Genomic DNA, 17,767 nt, shown 5'->3' with positions numbered 1-17,767 from the left:
GATAGATAGGGTGTATGGGATGTTGAATTAGGCAATATCGTCAACCACTCCGCCGTCAACCCGTAGCGAAGCACCGCTGGTAGCCGCGGATTGTTGCGAGCACACATACACCACCATGTTGGCGACTTCTTCAACGGTTGCGGCGCGTTGAATCACTGAGCTAGGGCGATTGGCGGCGATGAATTCTTTGGCAACTTGTTCAACGCTTTTACCGCTGCGTTTGACTTCTTCATCGACCATGGCGCGAAAGCCGTCAGATAAGGTTGGGCCAGGTAGCACGCTGTTGACGGTGACGCCACTGCCCGCTAGGCGTTTGGCAAGGCCTCGTGACAGTGCGAGCTGCGCGGTTTTGGTCACGCCGTAATGCACCATGTCAGAAGGAATATTGCGTGACGATTCTGAGGAGATGAATACGACGCGCCCCCAACCTTTATCTTGCATCGATTTGACTAACGCTTTGGATAGGCGAACACCTGACATCACGTTGGTTTGCCAGTAGTTTTCCCAAGTTTGATCATCGGTTTCAAAGAAATCGAGCGGGCCATAAATCCCAGCATTGTTGACCAAAATATCGACATCCGATACCGAGTCAATTAAGGTCTGGCAACCTTGCGCGTCACTTAAGTCGGCAGCAACGGTTTCCAGTTTGGCATCGGGTAACTCCGCAAGCAGTGCTTGTTTTGCACGTTCGGTACTTTGTTCGCTGCGACCATTGAGAATGACTTTCGCACCGCATTCGGCTAATCCCTTAGCGATGGCAAAGCCAATACCGCCGGTTGATGCGCTCACCAGTGCGGTTTTGCCGTCTAAACGAATCTCCATTGTGACTCCTTATTTGCGTCTCAACTGTGGGTGTTTGTCCAACATCACTTTGACTGTTGGAAAGATGGATGGTTAGAAAGATTTATTGTAAGCACGGCAATGAGTTGATTAAATGGAGATAGTTTCAATAGCCTCTTTCCAAAAGGGAAATAATGAACGGATTGACCGATTTATCGGGTATGCGCGTGTTTGAGCGGGTAGTGAGCCTTGGCAGTTTAACCGCAGCGGCGGCGGACTTAGGTATGTCGCTTGGCGCAGTATCAAAACGCCTTGCCAATTTCGAGCAGCGCGTAGGGACTCAATTGATTCATCGCAGTACGCGCAAATTGTCGGTCAGTGATGAAGGCATTGTGCTCTATCAGCATATTCGGCGCATCTTGCAGGAAGTTGAAAGCGCGGAAGAGTCGCTGCGTAATCAAAAAACGCAGTTGTCAGGGGCGCTGCGTATCACGGCGCCAAACAGTTTTGGTCAGCGTAAGTTGTTACCGACGCTAAGTGAGTTTTGCCGCCAATATCCGCATATTCGCCTTGAGCTGGTGTTTAGTGATGAAGTCAAAGATTTGATTGAAGACGGCATTGATGTGGCGATTCGCTACGGCGAACTGCCAGACTCACGTTTGGTGGCGCGCAAGCTGTTAACCAACAAACGCATTTTATGCGCATCGCCGGAGTATTTGGCTCAATTTGGCCATCCTGAAACGCTGCAAGATCTCACGCGCCATCGCTGTATTGTGATGGGCTATCACAGTGAAACGGAATGGCGCTTTGTCCATGGAAAGGTGCATATCAGCGGTTATATTGTGTGTAACGATGGTGAAGCCAGTCATCGACTCGCTCGCCAAGGGCTAGGTATTGTGATGAAATCTTATTGGGATGTGGCCGAGGATTTGCAGCAAGGGCGTCTTGTTCAAGTGCTACCGAAACTGGCGCTGGTGGATGCGCCGATTAGTTTAGTGTACTTGCGTAGCCAAGACCTCGCGCCGCGTGTCAAAGTGCTGGTGGAATTTTTAGTCGCTGAAATGGCGAAGATGGATCAGCGCGCTACGGGGAGCTTTTAAGCGTATGTGCCGGGGCAACAGCGGCTTTCAACTTAGTGCGGTTACTGCTAAATTTTATCTATTCTCAATCTTTTAACCTGTTATGAGTACAAGTGAATTTCTATGAAAATATTCAGCAATTTTGAAAGTGGCAATATTCAAGTCGAAAAAGCCGAAAGCCCTGAGGATATTCAGCTGTCGATTCCGGCCGATAATCAGTCTGAATTCGCCCAGTGGTTCCATTTTCGCCTTGAAAGCGAACCGCAAGTTCAGCACCAGTTTAAATTGCTGAACTTAGCCAAATCCGCTTATCCAGAAGGTTGGAAAGATTACGATGTGGTCGCCTCATATGACCGCGAAGAGTGGTTTCGTGTCCCGGCCGAATTTGATGGTGACACATTAAGCTTCAAAGTGATTCCTGAATTTGGCTCGATGTATTTTGCCTACTTCGCACCTTACTCATACGATCGTCACCAAGATTTACTGCATCAGGCGCAGATGAGTCATTTCGTCAAACTTGAGACCTTAGGTCACACACTCGACGGTAACGATATGAGCTTGCTGACGATTGGTGAGCCAGATGAGGCGAAGAAAAAAGTCTGGATCATTGGCCGCCAGCACCCTGGCGAAACCATGGCGGAATGGTTTATCGAAGGTTTGCTTCAGCGTCTTCTTGATGATACCGATACGGTTGGCCGAGCGCTGCTCGATAAAGCAACCTTCTATGTGGTACCGAATATGAATCCAGATGGCAGTATTCGTGGTCATCTGCGCACTAACGCGATTGGCGTTAACCTCAACCGTGAATGGCAAACGCCAAGCATGGAAAAAAGCCCGGAAGTGTATCTGGTACGTGAGCGTATGTTAGCAACGGGTATGGACATGTTCCTGGATATTCATGGCGATGAAGCGATTCCGTACAATTTCGTCGCGGGTAGCGAAGGGGTGCCGGGGTACGATGCTCACATGCAGGAGTTGGAAAACGCCTTCAAGCAAGCACTACTGACGATTTCACCTGAATTTCAAGATGAAATCGGCTACGCCAAAGACAAGCCGGGAGAAGCGAATTTGACCGTGGGTTCGAACTGGGTCAATCATCAATTTAATTGTTTGTCTTATACCGTCGAGATGCCATTTAAAGATCATATTGCCCATCCCGATGAGTTTTATGGCTGGTCACCAGAGCGCAGTGTGGCATTTGGTCAAGATGTGCTAGGCGCAGTTTGGGCGATTGTCGATAAGTTGTAGTTTTTTTTCTGCGTATCAATCACACCGAAAACCAGAGCTAAGCTCTGGTTTTTTTATGCGCTAGAGAGATTAAAATCGATTGGCTTATGATGAGTTTACATATTGAATTATGGTGATTTTTTAATAATTGCGATCACGTTAACTTTTTTCGTCACCCGTTTTATAAATCACATTGCACTGCCGCCTAATGCTTTTATGTGCTGGGTAGTAACAGGCAGTGGGTCTTCGCACCGGAAGACAGCGTCAGTTCAATGGCTAGTATAAAAATGGTTGCTACTCAGCACTTCTAGTTCCATGCATTGGCAAATTTATAATAAAAATCAATATTCATCAGGACATTCTATGAAATACAAACTCAGTTTACTGGTTGGCGCTTTATGGCTTGCCGGTTGTGCAGGAAGCACTCCTTACACCTACTATGTTCAACCTACGCCCTTGGTAGCGGAGCAGTCAACGTACGCGTTAGGTAAGGTGACAGTGCATCTGAGTTTAGGCGATGGCGCTATTGAAGGTGACCGTACCTTTGCTTCAGAGCAAGAGTTACAGCAAGAGTTTAACCAATATTTGCAGCACTATTTAAAGCAAAGCGGCTATTTAGCCAAAAACGTCGCCAGTGCTGACGCTGTTATTGATGTCGATATCGGCTTTAAACGCACTTTCAATATGGGCGGACACTCGCTAAATAAACCCGAAGTGACTCACAATGTGGTGCTGAGCAAAGATGGGACTAAATTGGCTTCATTCCAAAATGGCCCTTATTTGACTAAGTATGCGTATTTAGAAGATTTGTCGGTCGATCTCGAGATCGCGAGTTTTAATTGGGATGCGCAAGATGAACCTCGTGATGTCGACTTAGTTTCTAAATTGCTGGTGGATGAGATCGTCCAAATTGGCGAATAATATTTACTCTGATATAAAAACGCCCGCATTTGATGCGGGCGTTTGGTCAATATGTTGGACTCGTTTAATTAAGCCACGTAGGCGTAATCTGGATCATCCACAAGTAGGCTGTATTCTTCGCCATCAACAGTAACGATCACTTGGCTAAAGTCATCAAAATCGTAATGAAGATCGTTTAGATAAGCCGCTTGCGAGACTTCAATATCTTCAACTGTGTATTCAAGATCGCTCGCGAACTGGATATCAACACCCGTTAAAACCAGCCCTTTGCTGCTACCGTTGTTTTCCAATAAGTCACCGTCAACGATCAAGGCCTCAGAATTTAAACCAGCAATGACTTCGAAGCCTTCGATATCTAAGCGAGAATCGCCATTAGTGTAAAGAGTATCAACGCCGTCGCCACCATTGATATGGCGCTCTTGGTTGCTATAACAAGATAGGCCTAGGCTTTCGATGTCGACAACATCGTCACCCGCACCCATGTCGATGTTAAATTCGGTCCATTTTGAACCACCAAAATCAACCATAGTTAGGTCGTCATCACCTTCACCAGTATTAATGGTGAACATGTTGCTCCAGCTAATGCTGTTGCTCTCAACACCGATAAAGATGCTGTCGCTAGAATCGCTACCTGAAGTATCGATATTGCCACGTTTGGCGTTAAAGACTTCGATGTTGGATACATCAAAATCTGATTGATTGGTGATGGTGACATCGATAATGTTATCGACGGTGATCGATTCATACGAACCTTCGACTTTAGCTTCTTTAATTGTTTCGACATGCCAAGAGTCAGCAGCTACGTACATAGTGTTGTAGCCCCCAGTTGAGTTATCACCGTAATCAGCAATGCTAATTTCATCACTGAGATAGCTACCTTCGATAAGATAGCCGTTGTCGGCAGTAAGGTTTGCCGATGATCCCGAGCCATTTTTGTTGGTCGTACCAATAATTACACTCATCGTAAATTCCTTAATAAAGTCGACGAATTTTTCGGATTAAGTAGGGGTTACTTAAATGAGCGCGTATTTTAGCGAAGCGTACAACAAATCACCTACTCTCTAGTTAGTAATTGGTACTTTTTTTGGTACTAAGTAAATTTTAAGACGTTATATTTATAATAAATATTTAATCTTTTTGGTGTAATGATAAGTGTATTTTACGCATCAATAAATTGGCGCCTTTACAGGCGTTGCGTGAATATATATTTGTTATAATTTCCTGTTTTATAAAATATTTTTTTGATTTTAATTGAGCCTTTGACTGGTTTTTTAGTTTATTTTTGAAGGATTAAATGACTAGTTTTATATTGGAATATGCTGGTTTTTAATTAAGATTTAAGCAAAATATTTACAACCAAGCATGAGCGAAACTTTACTTGCTTGAATGTAAATAATACATCGAGCGAATGAATGCTGTGCCTATATAGCTATTGAAGCTGAAATTAGGCTCATAGTTAGGCTGTATCAAGGTTGGGATTTTTAGTGTTTCTTGTTTAATCGAGTGTAAATTCGACTTTTAAATTTATTGTTTTTACGTTTTTCTGCAAAAAGTTTGATAACGCCTTTCTGCAAAATTAAATTATTTGGATAGGTAATCATGTTGCCGCTTTCATGCTTTATGATGACGTGGAACATGGTGATATCAATAATCTCTCCCCGCACATCTTCTTCTTTGTCCATCACTTTTACCAAATCCCCAACGCGATAAGGGAAGACAAAGAAAATCAGAAAACTGGCGGTGACGTTACTCAAAATCGACCATTGGGCGACCAATGCAACGCCCAAGACTGCGAATATTGATGATAGAAAGAGCGTGACATCTCCATAACCAATGCCAGTGATGATCAGCAGTAGTGAGAAAAATACAAATACCAACATGACATTAAAGCAGCGCAAAATAAAACTCAGACGTGGCTTTTTGACTTGCTTATTGGCGGCAAGGCGTTTTATCGCGACATTAGAGACACGTTTAATCAGTCGATAACAAACAAATAGGCCAATGCATAAGAGGATTTTGTTGATGATGGATTCAGACAGGTAGTGAGAAATCAATTCCATGGTAGATAAGCGTTCAAATGTTTGATAGACGCATAGTAAGCCAGCGCTGCTTGTTCGCCAACGTTTTGTTTAAGTTGCATGTTGTTGAACCGAAGGAGATGGCAGTGAATGGTCGATAAACACTTCAATGCGATCTCGGCCACTGTTTTTGGCGTGATATAAGGCGCTATCTGCGTTGATAAGCGAGCTTTGAAATGAATGATGAATATCGCACTGGGCAATGCCGATTGAGCAGGTCACTGTGCTTTGATTCGGCCAATCATGTTGCGCTAGGTCTTTACGAATTTTACGCGCTAAAAAATGGGCAGGCTCAGTGTCTTTACATTCCACTATGGCCAGAAACTCTTCACCTCCCCAGCGGATCAAGGTGCCCTGAGTCTGTAATCGACCTTGCACTATCGCACTGAACTCTTGCAACACTTGGTCGCCAATATGGTGGCCGTATTGGTCGTTGAGTTGTTTGAAATGATCGAGGTCCAGATACATCAGACAGAAGTTGCTGAGATTCAATTTTAAATGTTGGATTTTTTCTAACCCACCATTACGGTTGAGCGCTTGAGTTAACGGATCATGCATGGCTTGTTGTTGCAAAGCATCACTTCGCTCAGAAAGGCGAATCAGTTTTTCTCTCAGTAGTTTCTGTTGGGCTGAGGAGTGGGCGACCAATTTAAAAATATGGAACAGAAACAGAACTAGCCAAGCCAGTGTCAGGCTACTCAACAGAATCGAATTGGATATGGCGTGGCCTGTAAAACGAATCGCGTTGACCCTTATTTGGTAAACACCTTCTGGCGCATCCTCGGGCGTTAAAATGGAGAGTTTCACAATGTTGGTTAAGTCAACAACACTGTTCTTGATATCGGCTTGGCTGTTTTTACGCCACCAGTCGGCGACCTGAATATAGTTAAGTGGCAGGGTTAACCCTTTACGGTATTGATAAGTATCTAGGTCGATTTGATGGGTTTTATATTGCCAATGTTTGGGGAGGCGAGGGTCGTAGGTTTGCAAATAAAGTCTGATTGGGAGGTTTTGCACCGGCCAACCATTGCGAGTCATATCGATATCCACGCTCATTTCGCTAAAGTCACTGATGTCGATACCTTGGGTGGCACTATCACCTAAATGGAAAGTAAAGGTACAAAACTCATGTTGACCACGCTCTGGAATTTGGCATAGAAAGCTAGGCCTTTCCGCATTAGACGGAAAAGGTATTGCGATGGCATTCGTGTCTTGGTATTTCTCAGGCGAAGCAATTGAACCTTGATAGTCCAAAACGTTGATGCTTTTTTGGGAGAAAAAATGCACCGACAGTAGCGTCACCGTAAAACCAATCAGGAAGAGTAGCTTTCCTTGATTTCCTAGCATTCTGAACATTATATTTATTGTGTGTATAGTTTAAGTATATGAATCTACATGGGATATTTATACTAAACTTATGGTTTATTATATTGTTTATTACGATCAACTTAAAAGTACGAATGTAACGTTTGCATTTTCATATCAAAGTCGCGTTAACACACCTTTTCAACCGCCAAGACAAACCATTCGCTTGCTCTGCATTTCGATGTAACGTGCCGCAACTTTTTCGCCCTAAAGAGTCAATCCGATAGCCTTAGCTTGCTGTGCTGATCAGCAAAATTCTGCTGACATCAGGGTTGGGTTACTCGATGAAAGCGAACGCGCACTTAGGGCATTACAACCATATTTTTAGTGATTGTTGGTATATGTGATTTATAAAGTGCAACATATCATAAAGTTACAAATATTCAACTGGTCAGACCGCAAAAGTGAGATAACGGGTGCGGGCTGGAATTGAGCCGTTTTGAGGTATGAGGTTGGGGCAAAAGAAAGCCCACGTGAGGGATACGTGGGCCAAAAGGGCACCTAAAGATGCTTAATGTTTGGAGATGGTCAAATAACAATCCATATTGCGCTTTGAAGAAGTTTGAGAGTTCGGAAAACTTCGCTTCAGCTTGACCTCAGTTAACTTATCATTTGTGTATTTATTGTTAACAGTGTTAATTGTGTAATCATAGTTTGCACATATAAGCTGTTTAATTATAACAATTTATTTATATATGCAATTGGGTTCTAATGCCGATGACGCAAACCGATGCGGTTTTTGTCGTTAAAAACTTTCTCAAGTCTAAAGTTGGTCGCCTATATACTACTAATGAATGATTTTGGCGGGAGAGGCCATTGTTGCGTTGGATGTTGTGGTTGGCCATTGCGTTGCCGATTATCGCTTGGGGAGGATTACAGCTCTACCACGAAGTCTGGTGGGTGGAGAATCTAAGCTCAAGCCCATTTGTTTTCCTAGGCTATTTCGCGCTACTTGCGATTTTAATGTTTGCTTTGCACTACTGGGCGCACTTTGTGGTGGCGGTAGGTGTTGCTGCGGTGTATTTGATGATGGCGGAGCCAGATCAAAACCGAGTGCTGGCGCACTGTGCGACACCAATTTCATTTGGTCAATTTACGCTCACTAATAATCCGTTGACGCAGGCGCAGCTTAAGCAATTGCTTGCCGCCCAACTTGATATGTTGGTGATTCAAAATATTTCATCGCAACAAGATCTTGAAAGCCTGCAAAGCCTATTAGTTCAATATCCATATCGTTATCATTCAACGCCTAAATCCACGGGTAATTCACAGTGGATTATGAGCCGCTTTATGCTTAGTAATGTGTCGGAGTTCCCAATTGGTTACGGTTATCAAGCGGTGAAGTTTACGTGGCATCCGATTCCGCAAAAACAGATTTCCGTCATCACCGCCCAACTGCCATATCCGTTTGATGACGCCAGTTGGAATTTAAGAAATGCCTTGCTACGTGGGGTCGAATCTCAAGTCTTTATTGACGAACAAGACGAAAGCTTAGTGATTGGCAACTTTAGCATTTCGGCGACGAATTCACGATTTGCCCGGTTGTTCCCGGGCTTTGAAACTGCGCCGGTGGCGAGTTGGCCAACCCATTTGGGTCGTTTACCACTGCCGTATTTTATGATGTTGAGCCTTGATCATGTATGGTTGAAATCGTTGCAATCGGGGCGAAGAATCTGCATGCGCAGTTCTCAGCCATTGTTTGCCGATCAACTGCATCGCTTAGTGAAGACGGTGATTGGCTTTCAGTAATCAAACCATGCTGCTGTTTACGACTTACTAGCAACAATACCACCTTGAGTTAAGCGCGCTGGGTCTAATAGGTTTTGCAGGGTTTCTCGGTCTAGCTCCGTCTCTTGCTCTGCGACATCAATAATTGCCCGGCCTTGCTGATAAGCCTGCTTGGCAATCTGCGCTGCTTTGGCGTAGCCAATAACCGGGTTGAGCGCGGTGACCAGAATCGGATTCTTTGCCAGCGCAGCCTCAATATTGTTCGGTTGCACACGAAAATCTTGTATTGCTTTGTCGGCCAGTGCCATAGCACTGTTACTGAGCAGCTCAATACTTTGCAAGATATTGTGCGCGATGATTGGCAGCATCACATTAAGCTGAAAATTCCCCGCTTGACCCGCAACCGTTATCGTCGCATCGTTGCCAATGACTTGAGCTGCGACCATCGCCGCCGCTTCTGGAATCACGGGGTTTACTTTACCCGGCATGATTGACGATCCTGGTTGCAGGGCAGGCAGCTCAATCTCGCCAAGCCCAGCCAACGGGCCGGAATTCATCCAGCGTAAATCATTTGAAATCTTCATTATTGCCACTGCCAGAGTTTTAAGTTGCCCCGACAAAGCGACGATAGCATCTTGGCTACTCAAATTAAAAAATGGGTTGTCGCTTGGCGAGAATTTGATACGTGTCTCTTGGGATAGGGTGGCGGCGAACGTGCTAGCAAAGCGTGGATCCGCGTTAATACCGGTTCCGACAGCCGTCCCTCCTTGAGCAAGCTTTTTAACGGCGCTTAAGCTGTGCTGAATTGCCGCTTTTGCGTGCTGGATCTGCTGCTGCCAGCCGCTGATCTCTTGGCCGAACGTGATCGGCATCGCATCCATCAGGTGAGTTCGACCCGTTTTGACCACATTTTGCAGTTGCTGCTGTTTACTGTTCATCACGTTAATCAGGTGATCAAGTGCCGGCTGCAGTTGGCTCTCAATCGTCAGCGCGCAACTGACTTGGATTGCGGTTGGAATCACATCATTACTGCTCTGTCCCATATTGACGTGATCATTGGGGCTGATATCGGTGTGCAGTTGACGGCCTGCTAGCGTGGCGATCACTTCATTAGCATTCATGTTGGTGCTAGTTCCTGAGCCTGTTTGAAAAACGTCAATTGGGAATTGATCGTGATGCTGGCCTTCAACGATGCTTTGCGCGGCGTCCGCAATGGCAACGGCAATATCACCTTCCAGCAAACCGAGTTGTGAATTACTCAGTGCTGCCGCTTGTTTGATGTACGCTACGGCTTGAATAAATGCGCTTGGCATTGTGATGTTACTAAGCTGGAAATTGTCGACTGCCCGCTGAGTTTGAGCTTGATAGAGAGCATCTCGTGGCACTTTTACTTCACCCATGCTGTCTTTTTCGATACGAAATTGTTGAGTCATATGTGAGATCCTTAATATAAACAATCGATTAATCGAACGGAGCCTGAATGCGCAGCAGTTGGTGCTTGAGGCTGAGAAACTGAATATCGCCGTTATCGTAGTAAGCGTAGTAGCGTTTTAACGCCAGTAGCGGAGCATGAATAGAATCGAGGCAGACACGGCGAAACGTGCGGCTGCGATTAGGATCTTGAATCGCTTCGAGCAGATGAAAGTAGACTTGGCGTAAAAACAGCTCACACAATAAGCAGTTTTCATGTTTGGTATGCGGTTCGTAGTAAAACGCTAAAGCGTGCGCGCTATGAATGTAATCGTAGATGACATCCGGTTCAAAACCGCTCAGTGAGTGGGTGTTACGAAAGCGGTCTTGGGCAGCAAAGTAAGCACTGTAAAGATAGTTTGATGGAGACACGGCACACTCCTTTATAAGTAATGATAATTATTATCATTAAAGAGTGTGAAATTCAAACCCTACTCTGTGATATTTTATAAATGATTCTGTGCTCAATGGCTGTTGTGAGCGAATTTACGCTGGTGTTTGAGGGCTTAATAATAAAAAGTGGTCATATCAATGACCACTTTTATACGCTATTAGCGATTATCGGCTTGGGGATTAAGCGCTCAGTTCGGCAAGAACGTGATGCATCGAAGGCACGACGCGATGACCCAGTGCCAACACTTCATGGCTTGGCTCAACCAAATCGGGAATTTGGTAGGTGGCCATTTGCGCCGCCATTGACGCTTTGACACCATTGTTGGAATCTTCAAAGGCGACACATGCGCTCGGCTCAATGCCTAAGCGACTTGCCGCCAACAGGTAAATCTCTGGATCTGGCTTACCATTTTTGACTTCGCAGCCCGTGGTTAAACCAGAAAAATAGCCATCAAGACCAGCAAGTTTGAGTTTAATTTGCGCGGTTTCACGCGCGGTTGAAGTGGCGACTGCGGCTGGGATTTTATGACTTTTCAGCCACTCGAGCAGTTCGATGACCCCTTCTTTAACCGGAATGGCATGGTGTTTTACCACTGCGTCATAGCGCTTTCGCCACTCTTGGTGCAGGGAAGGGTAGTCAAGTTCAGGGCCATAGCCTTGACGCAGGGTTTCTTCGATCCCCGCGGCGTTACGACCGATCACTTGTAAGTAAAGCTCTTTAATAAAAGGCACACCTTGCGCAAGGCAAGCTTGTTCGAAAACATCCATACAGACGCGCTCGGTGTCGAGTAGCAGCCCGTCCATATCAAAAATCGCGGCTTGAAAATTCATCGGTACAACTTATTTGCTGGTCAAAGACAAATTGTGACATAAATCCAGTTGTGAGATCTAGCGTTGGCTAGTATTGGCGAAATGAATATTGGAACAAAGCCCATGTCATCTTTTCTAATGCTTTGAAAACTAACAAGTGTCACTTTGGTGTCGGGTATATGACGTGAACATATTGGCGATTTTAGCGCACAATAATCAGGCTCATTGATAAGGAATTTGAAATGTTAATAAGAAAACTTCGTTTAGAACGCGGCTGGTCGCAAGATCAGTTGGCGACATTAAGTGGCTTAAGTGTACGAACCATTCAACGCATTGAACGCGGTGCCACTCCGGGATTAGAGTCTCTAAATGCACTTGCGGCGGTATTTGAAGTCGATATCGAACAGCTCAAACACGGCGAATCGTCATCGTCGTGGTCACTGGAAGAGCAGCAAGTTTACGAACAGGTTAAAGAGATCAAAGGATTTTACTCCCATTTGATCTCTTATGTGGCGGTGATTGCTATGTTGTTCGTCATCAACTTAATTGTTTCGCCAGGTTATATTTGGGCGATTTGGCCGATGTTGGGGTGGGGGATTGGCCTAACCATTCATGGTTTAAATACCTTTGAAGTGATGAACTTGTTTGGCGCCGATTGGGAACGTAAACAGGTCGAAAAGCGTTTGGCAGACAAAAATTCACGCCAGTGAATCATTTATGAGACACTTTGCGTACATCAGTTCTTAAACTCATTGATTTTACGAATATAAATTGTGAGACTGTGAGCTCTACCCGCTAGCAAAAGGACTGAGCATGGAACAGATACGCGTCGCTTTTATCGGTTTAGGAGTCATGGGATATCCGATGGCTGGGCATTTGCAAAACGCCGGTTATCATACTTCGGTATACAACCGCACCGAGCCAAAAGCTCAGCAATGGGCGAAACAATTCCACGGCCAAGCATTTAAAACGCCAAAAGAGGCAGCACAAGAGTGCGATATTGTCTTTATATGTGTTGGCAATGACGATGACGTGCGCAGCGTGGTGTACGGAGAAGACGGAATTTTAGCTGGTCTGAAAACTGATGCGATTTTGGTTGATCACACCACGACTTCCGCGGAGCTTGCCGTTGAACTGGCACAAATTTGCCAAGAAACAGGTCATCAGTTTGTCGATGCGCCGGTGTCCGGTGGTCAAGCTGGCGCAGAAAATGGCGCTTTAACCGTGATGTGCGGCGGTCAACAGAGCGCGTTTGATATCATCAAACCGGTGATTGCAGCCTATGCGAAGCAAGCGGATTTACTAGGTGAAAATGGTCAAGGCCAACGCTGTAAGATGGTTAACCAGATTTGTATTGCTGGTGTGCTTCAGGGCCTAAGCGAAGCTTTGATGCTGGCACAGCAGTCAAACCTCGACATCGAACAAGTGGTCAACGTGCTCAAACACGGCGCGGCTGGGTCGTGGCAGATGGAAAATCGCTCTGTAACTATGGCGAAAGATCAATTTGATTTTGGTTTCGCCATTGATTGGATGCGTAAAGATTTGGGCTTTTGTCTTGAAGAAGCCAAACGAGTTGGCATTCGTTTACCGATGACAGAGCAAGTTGATGCAGAATACGCCAGTTTGCAGCAACAAGGGCTTGGCCGCATGGATACGTCGGTACTGTTTAAAGCGGTGAAGCAACAAAGCGAGAAATAACGCGTTCAGAACATGCCTAACCGTGATAAAAAAACCGCTCAGCTGAGCGGTTTTTGGTTTTAGGTATTAGCCGTATAAGCTTTCAAGCTGCTCGGCGGCGCGGAACTTCTCATGCTCTGACAGCGTTTTAGCGTAACGCTGAATATTGGGGAAACGTTCAATTAAGCCAAAGCGTGCAACGATTTCAACCACAAACGACATCATGATGTCGGCACCAGTCAAACGCTCTTCTACTAAGTAGGTTTTACCTTCGAGGCGCTGGTCAAAATAGCCGATCACTTTGACGCATTCGGCGTTCGCATAGTCACTTAGAAAATTGGTTTTGGCGCCGTCTTTTGCGACAAACATCTTCAGCAGTAGCGGCAGCATCGCTGAACTTTCAGCAAAGTGTAGCCATTGAATATAATCAAGGTGCGCTTTGCTGCCGGGTTTGGGTGCCAGTTTATCGGCGCCATAGCGATTGATGAGGTATTCGGTGATAGCGCCGGATTCGGCGATCACTTCTTCACCATCTTCAATTACCGGTGATTTACCCAGAGGATGAACCGATTTCAGCTCTGGCGGCGCGAGAAAGGTGACACTATCACGCTGATAAGGCACGACTTGGTACTCAACGCCGAGCTCTTCTAGCAGCCAGATGATGCGCTTGGAGCGAGATTGATTTAGATGGTGAAGTTTGATCATGCGAATTCCTTATTGAGTTTTAACCACTAACTTGCCGAAGTTTTGCCCTTCTAGCAGCCCGATAAAGGCTTGCGGTGCATTTTCTAGCCCTTCGACGACGTGCTCGCGGTAATGAATCTTTCCTTGTGCAACCCATTGTGACATATCTTGGGCAAACTCGTTATAGCGGTGACCGTAATCGTCAAAGATAATAAAGCCTTGCATTTTGATGCGCTTAATCAGCAATTGTCCCATCAACATTGCCATTCGATCTGGCCCGTCAGGTAGGGAGGTGTTGTTGTATTGTGAAATTAATCCGCACAACGGCACACGTGCTTTGCTGTTTAAGAGCGGCAATACCGCGTCAAACACTTTGCCGCCCACGTTTTCAAAGTAGACATCTATGCCGCTATCACAGGCATTTGCCAATTGATCGGCGAAATCCGCCGCGCGGTGATCGATACATTCATCAAAGCCAAGCGTTTGTTTGGCAAACTCACATTTGTCAGCGCCGCCCGCAATGCCGACCACTTTGCAGCCTTTAATTTTAGCGATTTGTCCGACCATAGAGCCTACTGCGCCAGTGGCGGCTGCGACGACAACCGTTTCGCCTGCTTGCGGCTGACCGATATCCAAAAGCCCCATATAAGCGGTAAAACCAGGCATACCTAACACGCCAAGAGCATGAGATGGGTTTTGTGGATTTTGGCCGAGTTTAAGTAACCCTTCGCCTTTCGATACCGCATAGTCTTGCCAACCCGCGTAAGAGAGTACCCACTCACCAACCGCGAAATCGGCGTGTTTGGATTCCACAACGCGGCTGACGGTGCCGCCCACCATTACGGCATCGATGGCGACTGGCTCGGCGTAGGATTTGGCATCGCTCATGCGACCACGCATGTATGGGTCGAGTGACAGATATTCGGTGTGTAGCAGCACTTCGCCATCGGCAATCGTCGGTTTGGCGACAGATTCTAAGCGAAAGTTGTCGGCTGTCGGTGCGCCCACTGGGCGAGAAGCCAATACGATACGTCGATTGTTATCTGGTGTTGTCATTGTGATTACCTTCATTAGACCAGTCGTCTAGTTTTTGGATGAAAAAAGCCATTGTCTATCACAATAGCGTAATGTTAAGCGACGTTGCCGCGTGTTAATTATTTTTGGCCAAGGCGCGCTTTGGTGCTGTTAAGGCAGCGCTCTAAACCTTGTGCATCTTGATAAAGTTTGTGCAGTACGCTGGCGCCAATCCACATATTGTAGATATCTATGGCGCAGTCGTGACTGTTTTCAACTTGGATTGAACCGTCTTTGATGCCTTGTTCGATAACTTGAGCCATCGCTGTGGTGATTTTACGGGCACCATCAGCAAGGGCTAGGCGCATGGATTCAGACAGGTCAGACACTTCGGCGCTGAGTTTCACCACCAAGCAGCGATTAGCATTGCAGGTGCCGTTTTCCGTCTCTTGCCAGCGAGTAAAATAGGTAAGTAAACGCTGATAGGCGCTTTGCGAAGTGTCGTTAAATAGCTCGTCAAGTTTTTGCAGATAGTTGCAAAAGTAGTCTTGGATCAACGCCTCACCAAACTGCTCTTTGGATTTAAAGTAGTGGTAAAACGATCCCTTAGGAACGTGGGCGGTGTTGAGCAACTGGGCGAGCCCCACACTGGTAAAGCCTTTGCTGACCACCAATTGGTAGCCAACATCCAAAATGTGTTGCCGAGTATCGTGAAGTTTTGTATTCATGGCGCCACTATAAAAAAGATTAGACCAGTCGTCTAGTGATTTATTCATCAGCTGGTTAGGCAAACAAACAATGTGTTTGAATGCTGGTTTTGTAACCGTAGCGAAGGTTGGTAACGGCAAATAAAGGTTTATAACCGAAAATAAAGCGTTTTAGCCGCTGTGGAATGTCTTAGCGTAAAGAAACTGCCATCAAATGTTCAAACCATTGCGCTGTGATAGCGTAAACCGCGTTAAGGTTGGTTAACCAAGAATAAAGGAGTGATGGCTATGATCCGTCATGTGGTGTTTGATATTGGAAACGTGTTAGTGCGCTGGTCACCGCAGGAAATCATCAAACTGACTTTTGGGGCTAACGCTGATATTCCCCGTCTTAGCCGCGATATTTTCCTTGGTGAAACCTGGCGTCAACTCAATTGTGGTGAGATTAATGAAGCGCAAGCGGCGTTGCAGTTTCAAGCCGAGTTAGGCTTTAGCGCCGCGCAAACCGACGCTGTGTTTTATTACGTAAAACATACCCAATGCCCGCTCTATGGTTCAGTCGAATTAGTTAAACGCCTCAAGCTTGCGGGTTATCAGGTGTTTGCACTGACCGACAATTTGCATGAAATTGTGGCTTTTCTAAAGCAGCAATACGATTTCTGGCCGCTGTTTGAGGGCGCAGTGGTGTCAGCTGAAGAGGGCTGCATGAAGCCGAGTGAGGCGATTTTTTCGATATTGCTTGAGCGTTATGATCTCGACCCGAGTCAAAGTGTCTTTTTAGATGATGTGGCGAGTAATGTCGCTGGTGCAAAGAGAGTTGGTATGCAAGGGGTGGTGTTTGAAAATGCCGCGCAGGCGTACGAAGCGTTACAGGGTTTGGGCGTCAAAGCTTAAAGACGATTTTGCCAATGTTAGGAAAAGGTTTGGATAATAAAAAACCGGCGCTAGCGCCGGTTTGATTTGAGTTAGATAGCAAATGGGAGTAGCTCAAAACCGAGTACACCGCTAATGCTCATCACCGCAACCAAAGATATTTTGAATACGGATTTTGCCCACGCTTCGTAGTTGTTATCGTCCACTGAACGGAACGTCACTTTTAGCCAGTAGAAACTGACCAGTGACGACACCGCAAGATAAGCGTAACTGGCTTGGCCAAGTGCGAATAGGGCAAAAGCCACTACTGCAAAAGCCACCACATACGCTTTCATGTGACGATGTGCTTTGCTGATGCCTTCTTTTACCGGCAGCACAGGAATGCCTGCGTCGCGGTAATCCTGCATACGGAACATTGCGATTGCGTATGAGTGCGGCATCTGCCACAAACAGAACAGCACAAACAGCAATACGGCATCGATATTGATGTAGTTAGTCACCGCTAAATAGCCCACAAGAGGGGGCACTGCACCGGAAATACTGCCAATCAAAGTGCCATACACCGAAGTACGCTTGTACCACATGGTGTAGAAGAACACATAAAAGATGTAACCGAGCAGCACGACAACCGTCGCCAGCGGGTTCACCAATTGATAGAGCGTCACCGTGCCAAGCACCAACAACACCAGCGCATAGATAAACGCGTGATCAACGCTTATCGAACCGATCACCATTTCACGTTTAGCGGTACGCGCCATTTTGATATCGATATCGCGGTCAAAAATATTATTGACCACACAACCCGACGCAATCACAAGCGCAACGCCTGCAAGGGTCGGTAGCATCAAACTAAAACTTACGGCTTCCGATTTAGCAGCGAGGAAGAACCCCGCCGCTGCTGAAATCAGATTGCCGATGATGATGCCGGGTTTCGTAATAGACAGGTAGCTTTTCAGCATCT

18 protein-coding genes are annotated in these 17,767 nt (G+C 45.9%); 7 read left to right on the top strand and 11 right to left on the bottom strand.

The genetic code is table 11. The features are described from left to right. Nucleotides 1-27 precede the first annotated feature (27 nt). Complete coding sequence (locus BLS03_RS03415; protein ID WP_093269712.1) at nucleotides 28-822, bottom strand: SDR family NAD(P)-dependent oxidoreductase; 795 nt, start codon at nucleotides 820-822, stop codon at nucleotides 28-30. A gap of 152 nt (nucleotides 823-974) precedes the next feature. Between BLS03_RS03415 and BLS03_RS03410 the strand changes: the two genes are divergently transcribed. The 3 genes from BLS03_RS03410 to BLS03_RS03400 all read left to right on the top strand — a co-directional run bounded on the left by BLS03_RS03410 (nucleotide 975) and on the right by BLS03_RS03400 (nucleotide 4,007). Then, on the top strand, nucleotides 975-1,880 hold the full coding sequence (locus BLS03_RS03410; protein ID WP_093269709.1) for a LysR family transcriptional regulator: 906 nt from the start codon (nucleotides 975-977) through the stop codon (nucleotides 1,878-1,880). Nucleotides 1,881-1,982: 102 nt separating this feature from the next. Then, nucleotides 1,983-3,107, top strand: a complete 1,125-nt coding sequence (locus BLS03_RS03405) for a M14 family metallopeptidase (protein ID WP_093269707.1) — start codon at nucleotides 1,983-1,985, stop codon at nucleotides 3,105-3,107. A 342-nt stretch (nucleotides 3,108-3,449) separates the two neighbouring features. Beyond that, the gene (locus tag BLS03_RS03400; protein ID WP_093269704.1) at nucleotides 3,450-4,007 is read left to right on the top strand and encodes a hypothetical protein; all 558 of its coding nucleotides are present in this window, start codon (nucleotides 3,450-3,452) and stop codon (nucleotides 4,005-4,007) included. Nucleotides 4,008-4,075: 68 nt separating this feature from the next. Here the strand turns inward: BLS03_RS03400 and BLS03_RS03395 are convergent, their stop codons facing one another. From BLS03_RS03395 to BLS03_RS03385, 3 genes are all read right to left on the bottom strand, one after another. Beyond that, complete coding sequence (locus BLS03_RS03395; protein WP_093269701.1) at nucleotides 4,076-4,969, bottom strand: hypothetical protein; 894 nt, start codon at nucleotides 4,967-4,969, stop codon at nucleotides 4,076-4,078. Nucleotides 4,970-5,488: 519 nt separating this feature from the next. Beyond that, nucleotides 5,489-6,067: a mechanosensitive ion channel family protein gene (locus BLS03_RS03390; RefSeq protein WP_093269697.1), complete on the bottom strand. Its 579-nt coding sequence runs from the start codon at nucleotides 6,065-6,067 to the stop codon at nucleotides 5,489-5,491. A gap of 69 nt (nucleotides 6,068-6,136) precedes the next feature. Beyond that, nucleotides 6,137-7,432 (bottom strand): GGDEF domain-containing protein, encoded by a 1,296-nt coding sequence (locus BLS03_RS03385; protein ID WP_176765508.1) that lies wholly within the window; start codon nucleotides 7,430-7,432, stop codon nucleotides 6,137-6,139. Nucleotides 7,433-8,269: 837 nt separating this feature from the next. Between BLS03_RS03385 and BLS03_RS03380 the strand changes: the two genes are divergently transcribed. Further along, on the top strand, nucleotides 8,270-9,199 hold the full coding sequence (locus tag BLS03_RS03380; RefSeq protein WP_143015589.1) for a hypothetical protein: 930 nt from the start codon (nucleotides 8,270-8,272) through the stop codon (nucleotides 9,197-9,199). 17 nt (nucleotides 9,200-9,216) lie between these two features. Here BLS03_RS03380 and BLS03_RS03375 read toward each other — a convergent pair whose 3' ends face one another. From BLS03_RS03375 to BLS03_RS03365, 3 genes are all read right to left on the bottom strand, one after another. Further along, nucleotides 9,217-10,611, bottom strand: a complete 1,395-nt coding sequence (locus BLS03_RS03375; RefSeq protein ID WP_093269690.1) for a class II fumarate hydratase — start codon at nucleotides 10,609-10,611, stop codon at nucleotides 9,217-9,219. A gap of 28 nt (nucleotides 10,612-10,639) precedes the next feature. After that, entirely contained in the window at nucleotides 10,640-11,020 is a 381-nt protein-coding gene (locus tag BLS03_RS03370) for a hypothetical protein (RefSeq protein ID WP_093269687.1), read from the bottom strand. Nucleotides 11,021-11,221: 201 nt separating this feature from the next. Then, on the bottom strand, nucleotides 11,222-11,872 hold the full coding sequence (locus BLS03_RS03365; RefSeq protein ID WP_093269684.1) for an HAD family hydrolase: 651 nt from the start codon (nucleotides 11,870-11,872) through the stop codon (nucleotides 11,222-11,224). Nucleotides 11,873-12,093: 221 nt separating this feature from the next. On the opposite strand from BLS03_RS03365, the gene BLS03_RS03360 reads away from it, so the two are divergent. Both BLS03_RS03360 and BLS03_RS03355 read left to right on the top strand, forming a co-directional pair. After that, nucleotides 12,094-12,561 carry a 2TM domain-containing protein gene (locus BLS03_RS03360; RefSeq protein ID WP_093269681.1) on the top strand — a complete coding sequence of 156 codons (468 nt, stop codon included), beginning with the start codon at nucleotides 12,094-12,096 and terminating at the stop codon, nucleotides 12,559-12,561. Between the two features lie 103 nt (nucleotides 12,562-12,664). Then, nucleotides 12,665-13,549: an NAD(P)-dependent oxidoreductase gene (locus tag BLS03_RS03355; RefSeq protein ID WP_093269678.1), complete on the top strand. Its 885-nt coding sequence runs from the start codon at nucleotides 12,665-12,667 to the stop codon at nucleotides 13,547-13,549. 66 nt (nucleotides 13,550-13,615) lie between these two features. On the opposite strand, the gene BLS03_RS03350 is transcribed toward BLS03_RS03355, so the two are convergent. The 3 genes from BLS03_RS03350 to BLS03_RS03340 all read right to left on the bottom strand — a co-directional run bounded on the left by BLS03_RS03350 (nucleotide 13,616) and on the right by BLS03_RS03340 (nucleotide 15,954). Further along, nucleotides 13,616-14,233: a glutathione S-transferase family protein gene (locus tag BLS03_RS03350; RefSeq protein WP_093269676.1), complete on the bottom strand. Its 618-nt coding sequence runs from the start codon at nucleotides 14,231-14,233 to the stop codon at nucleotides 13,616-13,618. Between the two features lie 9 nt (nucleotides 14,234-14,242). Beyond that, nucleotides 14,243-15,268 carry an NADP-dependent oxidoreductase gene (locus BLS03_RS03345; protein ID WP_093269673.1) on the bottom strand — a complete coding sequence of 342 codons (1,026 nt, stop codon included), beginning with the start codon at nucleotides 15,266-15,268 and terminating at the stop codon, nucleotides 14,243-14,245. A gap of 98 nt (nucleotides 15,269-15,366) precedes the next feature. Next, the gene (locus BLS03_RS03340) at nucleotides 15,367-15,954 is read right to left on the bottom strand and encodes a TetR/AcrR family transcriptional regulator (protein ID WP_093269671.1); all 588 of its coding nucleotides are present in this window, start codon (nucleotides 15,952-15,954) and stop codon (nucleotides 15,367-15,369) included. A gap of 261 nt (nucleotides 15,955-16,215) precedes the next feature. On the opposite strand from BLS03_RS03340, the gene BLS03_RS03335 reads away from it, so the two are divergent. Continuing rightward, entirely contained in the window at nucleotides 16,216-16,827 is a 612-nt protein-coding gene (locus BLS03_RS03335) for an HAD family hydrolase (protein ID WP_093269668.1), read from the top strand. 71 nt (nucleotides 16,828-16,898) lie between these two features. Here BLS03_RS03335 and cyoE read toward each other — a convergent pair whose 3' ends face one another. Continuing rightward, complete coding sequence (cyoE, locus tag BLS03_RS03330) at nucleotides 16,899-17,765, bottom strand: heme o synthase (RefSeq protein ID WP_093269666.1); 867 nt, start codon at nucleotides 17,763-17,765, stop codon at nucleotides 16,899-16,901. Nucleotides 17,766-17,767: the final 2 nt, after the last annotated feature.

Source organism: Vibrio xiamenensis (assembly GCF_900100015.1).
Lineage (GTDB): Bacteria > Pseudomonadota > Gammaproteobacteria > Enterobacterales > Vibrionaceae > Vibrio > Vibrio xiamenensis.
The sequence above is the reverse complement of the archived record's forward strand: the minus strand, read 5'-3'. Positions and strand labels throughout refer to the sequence as shown.

Excerpts from the sequence above, each read along its gene's own strand:
- BLS03_RS03415 (WP_093269712.1), bottom strand. The coding sequence starts at position 822 with ATGGAGATTCGTTTAGACGGCAAAACCGCACTGGTGAGCGCATCAACC.
- BLS03_RS03360 (WP_093269681.1), top strand. The coding sequence starts at position 12,094 with ATGTTAATAAGAAAACTTCGTTTAGAACGCGGCTGGTCGCAAGATCAG.
- cyoE (WP_093269666.1), bottom strand. The coding sequence starts at position 17,765 with ATGCTGAAAAGCTACCTGTCTATTACGAAACCCGGCATCATCATCGGC.
- BLS03_RS03400 (WP_093269704.1), top strand. The coding sequence starts at position 3,450 with ATGAAATACAAACTCAGTTTACTGGTTGGCGCTTTATGGCTTGCCGGT.
- BLS03_RS03395 (WP_093269701.1), bottom strand. The coding sequence starts at position 4,969 with ATGAGTGTAATTATTGGTACGACCAACAAAAATGGCTCGGGATCATCG.
- BLS03_RS03390 (WP_093269697.1), bottom strand. The coding sequence starts at position 6,067 with ATGGAATTGATTTCTCACTACCTGTCTGAATCCATCATCAACAAAATC.
- BLS03_RS03365 (WP_093269684.1), bottom strand. The coding sequence starts at position 11,872 with ATGAATTTTCAAGCCGCGATTTTTGATATGGACGGGCTGCTACTCGAC.
- BLS03_RS03405 (WP_093269707.1), top strand. The coding sequence starts at position 1,983 with ATGAAAATATTCAGCAATTTTGAAAGTGGCAATATTCAAGTCGAAAAA.
- BLS03_RS03340 (WP_093269671.1), bottom strand. The coding sequence starts at position 15,954 with ATGAATACAAAACTTCACGATACTCGGCAACACATTTTGGATGTTGGC.
- BLS03_RS03375 (WP_093269690.1), bottom strand. The coding sequence starts at position 10,611 with ATGACTCAACAATTTCGTATCGAAAAAGACAGCATGGGTGAAGTAAAA.
- BLS03_RS03410 (WP_093269709.1), top strand. The coding sequence starts at position 975 with ATGAACGGATTGACCGATTTATCGGGTATGCGCGTGTTTGAGCGGGTA.
- BLS03_RS03345 (WP_093269673.1), bottom strand. The coding sequence starts at position 15,268 with ATGACAACACCAGATAACAATCGACGTATCGTATTGGCTTCTCGCCCA.
- BLS03_RS03355 (WP_093269678.1), top strand. The coding sequence starts at position 12,665 with ATGGAACAGATACGCGTCGCTTTTATCGGTTTAGGAGTCATGGGATAT.
- BLS03_RS03385 (WP_176765508.1), bottom strand. The coding sequence starts at position 7,432 with ATGCTAGGAAATCAAGGAAAGCTACTCTTCCTGATTGGTTTTACGGTG.
- BLS03_RS03350 (WP_093269676.1), bottom strand. The coding sequence starts at position 14,233 with ATGATCAAACTTCACCATCTAAATCAATCTCGCTCCAAGCGCATCATC.
- BLS03_RS03335 (WP_093269668.1), top strand. The coding sequence starts at position 16,216 with ATGGCTATGATCCGTCATGTGGTGTTTGATATTGGAAACGTGTTAGTG.